Origin of the sequence: Sphingomonas sp. Ant20, assembly GCF_000783375.1 — a bacterium.
In the GTDB taxonomy this organism is placed as follows: domain Bacteria; phylum Pseudomonadota; class Alphaproteobacteria; order Sphingomonadales; family Sphingomonadaceae; genus Sphingomonas; species Sphingomonas aerolata.
In genome coordinates this window covers 1-6,322 of record NZ_JRVI01000267.1, presented here as the reverse complement: position 1 = coordinate 6,322, position 6,322 = coordinate 1, and the positions used below count along the sequence as shown (strand labels likewise).

The following is a 6,322-nucleotide window of genomic DNA, read 5'->3' as shown; positions in this document are numbered from 1 at the left end:
TGTCGGCGCCGGCGCGGTCCCACAGGTCGGCGCACCACAGGCCGATGAGCTCGCCGAACATCTGGCTGATCTCGGGCGCGGTGGTGAAGTCGCCCGCGGTGCCGAGCGGGTCGCGGGTCGCGTAATAGTGCGCGTTGGCGGCGGCCATGTACTGCGCGACGGGGACGGGGCCGGCGAGGGTGATCGCGCGGGCGAGGCGTCGGGAAGGGCGGTGTCGGGGGTGGTGTCAGTCATCGTAAAGCTCTCTGCCTCCCCGCGGAGGCCGGGGCCAGTTGGGGGACGGTGATGACGGGGGGCAGCACGCTCGTCACCTGGGCCTTCCCAACTGGGCCCCGGCCTTCGCCGGGGTGGGGATGAGGGTGAGGGTGGTGTCCGTTACGCGACGCTCTGCGAGCCGGCGATGGGTTCGACGCGGATGCGGCGGCGGGCGGCGGTGAGGATCAGGAAGAGGCCGCCGAGGATCATCGGCACGCAGAGCCACTGGCCCATGTGGAGCCCGGTCTTCTCGGCAAAGGCGCGCAGCTGCGAATCGGGTTCGCGGAAGAATTCGACGGTGAAGCGCGCGAGGCCGTAGCCGAGCACGAACAGGCCGACGAGCTTGCCCGGGTCATAGCGCGCCTTGGTCTTCCAGAAGGCGAACCAGAGCAGCGCGAACAGCGCGAGGCCTTCGAGCCCGGCCTCGTAGAGCTGGCTCGGATGGCGGGCGGGCTCGATCATGCCAAAGGGGACGGTGCGCGCGAAGACGATGCCCCAGGCGACGTCGGTCGGCTTGCCCCAGAGCTCGCCGTTGACGAAATTGGCGAGCCGCCCGAAGAACAGCCCGAACGGCACGCAGCAGGCGATATAGTCGTGGACGCGCAGCCAGTTGAGCTTGTGCTTGCGCGCGAACAGGATCAGCCCGAGCGACACGCCGATGACGCCGCCGTGGAACGACATGCCGCCGTCCCAGAGCCGCAGGATGCGCAGCGGCCGCAGGATCATTTCGGGCGCGTAGAACAGCACATAGCCGAGCCGCCCGCCGAGGATGATGCCGAGCGTCGCGTAGAAGACGAGGTCGTCGGCATGACGCCGCGCCATCGGTGCGCCGGGCTGGGCGAGCAGCTTCAGCAGATACCACCAGCCGAGCAGGATCCCGCCGATATAGGCGAGGCTGTACCAGCGCAGCGTGAAGAAGCCGATCGAGAAGACGTCGGGGTGGAGCCCCAGGTCCTCGAACCGGATATGTTGGCCCGTAGCGGGGCTAGGCAGGCCGCCGGCTACGGCGGCTAAGGTCGACAGGATCAATGGCTTTTCCCCACGCGTTCGCGCCTGCATAATGAGCGGTGACGATAAGACCAAGGCGATAAGACCGGGGTCATCGGAGCAATGGGAGAGCGATATGCGGACCGAGCTAGACGCGGCGATGGATTCGACGATGGCGGCGCTGACCGCGCCCGGGGGGATGCTCGGGCTCGGATCGATCGAGCGGTTCGGCGTGACGCTGCCGACGATCGCCGTCGCGCCGCCCGCGCTCAACGCCTATTTCGCGCATTATGCCGGCGAGCACCGCGACCAGGTGTTCCTTGTCGCAGGCGACGAGCGGCTGACCTTCGCCGAGGTCGAGGACGCCGCCGAGCGCGTCGCCTGCGCGCTGGTATCCGCGCACGGCATCCAGCGCGGCGACCGGATCGGCATCGCGATGCGCAATTCGCCGTCGTGGATCGTGCTGTACATGGGCATCATCATGGCCGGCGGGGTCGCGACGCTGCTGAACGGCTGGTGGCAGTCGGACGAGCTGGAGGCGGCGATCCGCGACGTCGACTGCAACATGGTGTTCGCCGATCCGCCGCGCGTGAAGCGGCTGACGCAGATCGCCGGGCTGGCGACGCCGGTGATCGGGATCGACGACACCCAGCCGCTGCGAATCGCGCTCGACGTGCTGCTGAAGGAGGACCCGGTCGGCGTCGCGCTGCCGCCGCTGGGGCCCGACGACCATGCGACGATCCTGTTCACGAGCGGGTCGACCGGCCAGTCGAAGGGCGCGCTGTGCGATCACCGCGCGATCATCCAGGCGATCTTCAACTATCTGGGGCAGGCGATGATGATGCTCGGCATCGCCACCGCGCAGGGCAATCCGCCGGTCGGCCAGCCGGTCACGCTGCTGACGATCCCGCTGTTCCACATCACCGGCGAGGTGCCGGTGTTCCTGCAGAGCTTCGCGATGGGGCGCAAGCTGGTGCTGATGCCCAAATGGGATGCGCGCGAGGCGATGCGGCTGATCGAGGCGGAGGGCGTGACCTATTTCGTCGGCGTGCCGCTGATGAGCTTCGAGATCCTCAACCACCCCGATCGCGGCGACTATGACCTGTCGACGGTGACCGACTTCGCCGCAGGGGGCGCGCCGCGGCCGGTCGAGCATGTCCGGCGGCTGGGCGAGGAGATGGGCGGCAGCGCGCCGCTGATCGGTTACGGGCTGACCGAGACCAATGCGGTGGGGACGGGCAACTGGCGGAGCAATTATATTGCCAAGCCCAATTCGGCGGGGCGGGCGAGCGCGCCGCTGGTCGATCTGGCGATCCTCGACGATGACGGCCGCAAGCTAGACGTCGGCGTGCGCGGCGAGGTGGGCATCCGCAGCGTGTGCAACTTCAAGGAATATTGGAACCGGCCCGAGGCGACCGCGGCGGCGTTCACCGCGGACGGCTATTTCCGGACGGGGGATATCGGGTTTCTCGACGAGGACGGCTATCTGTTCATCGTCGACCGCAAGAAGGACATCATCATCCGCGGCGGCGAGAATATCTCGTGCCAGGAGGTCGAGGCGGCGCTGTACCAGAACCCCGCGGTGGCGGAGGCGGCGGTGTTCGGGCTGGCGGACGAGCGGTTCGGCGAGGTGCCGGGCGCGGTCGTGGTGCTGCAGGAGGGCGAGACGCTGACGCCGGACGATCTGTGCGCGTTCCTCCACCAGCATATCGCGGCGTTCAAGGTGCCGCAGCGGGTCTGGATCGCCGACGCGCCGCTGCCGCGGCTGGGGACGGAGAAGATCGACAAGGTGACGATCCGGGAGCGGTATCGGGGGATGGTTTGAGGGGGGTGCGGCTGGGATAGCTCGCTTCTTCCCGTCATCCTGACGAACGTCAGGACCCAGGGCCCAGCGGCGGTGCGTTTTGGTACTCTGGATCCTGACTTTCGTCAGGATGACGGGAGTGGGTGGGCGTGCGCGTGCCTCACGTCTGCTCGTCATCCTGACGAAAGTCAGGATCCAGAGCCAAGCAGCGTTGCGTCCTGTTACTCTGGGTCCCGACTCCGCCAGCATCCCGCGCACCCGCGCCGCAACCGCGAGCCCGTCCTCCCCCCGTTTCGCGCATCGCCGCGAGCGAGGGCGCGCCGGTGCGCTTGGCGAGCCGCGCGCCGTCCGCCCCCAGCCATCAGCGGATGATGATGATAACGCGGCGTCGGCAACCCCAGCAGCGCCTGCAACAGCCGGTGCACGTCGGTCGCCGCGAACAGGTCGTCGCCGCGCACCACGTCGGTGACACCCTGCGCCGCATCGTCGAGCGTCACCGCGAGATGATAGCTGGCGGGCGCGTCCTTGCGCGCGAGCACCACGTCGCCCTGCGCCGCCGGATCGGCCCGCACCGTCCCCGCCCGCGCATCCACCCAGTCGAGCGGTCCCGTGACGCTGAGCGCCGCGGTCATGTCGAGCCGCCAGCAATGCGCCTCGCCCATCCGCGCCGCGACCTCGGCGGGCGCCAGCTTCCGGCACGTCCCCGGATAGACCGCGGCGTCTCCGGCATGCGGCGCCGACAGGCTCGCCGCGATCTCCGCGCGCGTGCAGAAACACGGATAGAGCAGCCCGCGCGCGTCAATCCATCGAGCGCCGCCTGATAGGATGCGAGCCGCGCCGACTGGTACGACAGATCGTCCCAGTCCAGCCCCAGCCAGCGCAGATCCTCCACGATTCCCGCGACATGCTCGGGCCGGCTGCGGCCCATGTCGATATCCTCGATCCGCAGCAGGAACCGCCCGCCCCGCGCCCGCGCAAAATCGTGCGCGCGGATCGCCGACAACGCATGGCCGAGGTGCAGCCGCCCGGTCGGACTGGGCGCGAACCGCGTCGTGACGAATTCCGCGCTGTTCACTGGACTTGACCCCATGTCCCGCGCCGTGCTGTCATGACCCTGTCATGCCGGTGCGCGAAAGCGCGTCCGGGACTTTTGTGGGAGGAGCCGTGTTTCACCCCGACCTGATACGCCACCCGGATGGATGTCCGGCGCTCGTGCTCAACGCCGATTATACGCCGCTCTCCTATTATCCGCTCAGCGTCTGGCCCTGGCAGACCGCCGTGAAGGCCGTCTTCCTCGATCGCGTCGATATCGTCGCCAATTACGAACGCGAGGTGCGCAGCGCCAGCTTCGCGCTCAAGCTCCCGTCGGTGATCGCGCTCAAGCAATTCGTCAAACCGTCGCAATTTCCCGCCTTCACCCGTTTCAACCTGTTCCTGCGCGACAAGTTCACCTGCCAATATTGCGGCAAGCTGCGCGATCTCACCTTCGACCATGTCATTCCCCCGCGCGCAAGGCGGGCGCACCACCTGGGAAAATGTCGTCACCGCCTGTGCGCCGTGCAACCTCAAAAAGGGCGGGCGCACCCCGCGCCAGGCGGCGATGCCGCTCCATCTCGAGCCGATCCGCCCGACCAACTGGCATCTGCACGAACATGGCCGCAGCTTCCCGCCGAATTATTTGCACGAAACCTGGCATGATTGGCTCTACTGGGACATTGAACTCGAAGCGTGACCGTCCGGCCGCGCAGCACTGTGCGGGAGACGGGTCGATGCGGGTGATGATGGGTGTGATCGCGGCGGGACTGATTGTCGCAGGGTGCGGCGACAAGGACGCGCAGCGCGCAGAGGCGGATGCCGGCGCGGTTGGCTTCGTCCCCCCCTCGGTCACCTCGCGGCTCGATTTCGGCGCCAGCATGGAACGCCGCTTCCGCACGCTCGATCGCAACGCCGATGATCGCATCACCAAGGACGAGCTGCCCTCCCCCAATGCGCGGATCAAGGCGTTCGACCGCAACAAGGACGGCGTGATCACCGAGGTCGAGTGGAGCGAAGGCACGCTGCGATGGTTCGACCGGATGGACCTGAACCACGACGGCACCGTCACCTCCGAAGAACGCGCCGAAGCCCGCAAGCGCGAGGGGCGGTGATCGCCTGTAACTTTATGTCCTGACCGCACGGCTTCAGACGCGGATTTCATCGCCGATTGCGGGTTCGGCGGTTGACCTGATCCCTGTCGCAGCGCAGCAAGGCGCATGGCCAGTCTTCCCGCAATCGCGAACAATTCCGACATCCGTTTCCTCGGCACGCTGCTCGGCGACGTCATCCGCAGCTATGGCGGACCGCGTCTGTTCGAGGCGACCGAGACGATCCGCAAGGCCTCGGTCGAGCGACACCGCGGCCTCGCCGAGGGCCGGACCGACGATCACGCCGCGGTCGATCTCAGCCTCGAAAAGCTCAGCCTCGACGAGACGCTCGATTTCGTCCGCGGCTTCATGCTGTTCTCGATGCTCGCCAATCTGGCCGAGGACCGGCAGGGGATCGCGGCGGAACACGGCGCCGACCTCGCCTCCGCGATCGCGCAGCTCGAAGCCGAGGGGATCGACCGGACGCAGGTCCGCGCGCTGCTCGACCATGCGCTGATCGTCCCCGTGCTCACCGCGCACCCGACCGAGGTGCGGCGCAAGAGCATGATCGACCACCGCAACCGCATCGCCGAGCTGCTCGCGCTGCGCGATGCGGGTCGCGACACCACCCCCGATGGCGACCGGGTCGACGACGCGATCCTGCGCCAGATCGCATTGCTGTGGCAGACGCGCGTGCTGCGCCGCGACCGGCTCTACGTCACCGACGAGGTCGATACCGCGCTCAGCTATCTGCGCGACGTCTTCCTCCCCGCTTTGCCCGCGCTCTACCAGCGCTGGGATCGCGCGCTCGGCGAACGCACGCCGAGCTTCCTCAAGCCCGGCAGCTGGATCGGTGGCGACCGCGACGGCAATCCCTATGTCACCGCCGATTCGCTCAAGACCGCGCTCGCCCGCGCCAGCGAGGCGGTGCTCGGCTATTATTGCCAGGCGGTCCACGCGCTCGGCGCCGAGCTCTCGATCTCGACCGAGCACGCCGTCGCCGACCCCGCGGTCGAGGCGCTCGCTGCGGCAAGCGGCGACGACGCCACCAGCCGCGCGACGAACCCTATCGCCGCGCCTTGTCGGGGATCTATGCGCGCCTCGCCGCGACGCAGCAGAAACTGACCGGCAAGGCCGCGCCGCGCCCCGGCCG

Annotated in this window: 3 protein-coding genes and 4 pseudogenes; 4 read left to right on the top strand and 3 right to left on the bottom strand. The window is 68.2% G+C overall.

Annotated elements, in window-relative coordinates:
• Positions 1–148, bottom strand: a pseudogene (locus NI18_RS23795) (class I SAM-dependent methyltransferase); the annotation flags it as partial.
• Positions 149–375: 227 nt separating this feature from the next.
• The gene (lgt, locus tag NI18_RS19980) at positions 376–1,221 is read right to left on the bottom strand and encodes a prolipoprotein diacylglyceryl transferase (protein WP_235188369.1); all 846 of its coding nucleotides are present in this window, start codon (positions 1,219–1,221) and stop codon (positions 376–378) included.
• A gap of 157 nt (positions 1,222–1,378) precedes the next feature.
• Here lgt and NI18_RS19975 point away from each other — a divergent pair, with 157 nt between their 5' ends.
• Positions 1,379–3,067 carry a class I adenylate-forming enzyme family protein gene (locus NI18_RS19975; RefSeq protein ID WP_037532761.1) on the top strand — a complete coding sequence of 563 codons (1,689 nt, stop codon included), beginning with the start codon at positions 1,379–1,381 and terminating at the stop codon, positions 3,065–3,067.
• 231 nt (positions 3,068–3,298) lie between these two features.
• Here the strand turns inward: NI18_RS19975 and gluQRS are convergent.
• A pseudogene (gene gluQRS / locus NI18_RS19970) lies at positions 3,299–4,136 on the bottom strand (tRNA glutamyl-Q(34) synthetase GluQRS); the annotation flags it as partial.
• Between the two features lie 74 nt (positions 4,137–4,210).
• Between gluQRS and NI18_RS28195 the strand changes: the two are divergent.
• The 3 genes and pseudogenes from NI18_RS28195 to NI18_RS19955 all read left to right on the top strand — a co-directional run.
• Positions 4,211–4,778: pseudogene (locus NI18_RS28195) on the top strand (HNH endonuclease).
• Positions 4,741–5,193 carry an EF-hand domain-containing protein gene (locus NI18_RS19960; RefSeq protein ID WP_306286554.1) on the top strand — a complete coding sequence of 151 codons (453 nt, stop codon included), beginning with the start codon at positions 4,741–4,743 and terminating at the stop codon, positions 5,191–5,193. The pseudogene NI18_RS28195 and the gene NI18_RS19960 overlap by 38 nt, the downstream one beginning before the upstream one ends.
• A gap of 105 nt (positions 5,194–5,298) precedes the next feature.
• Positions 5,299–6,322, top strand: a pseudogene (locus NI18_RS19955) (phosphoenolpyruvate carboxylase); the annotation flags it as partial.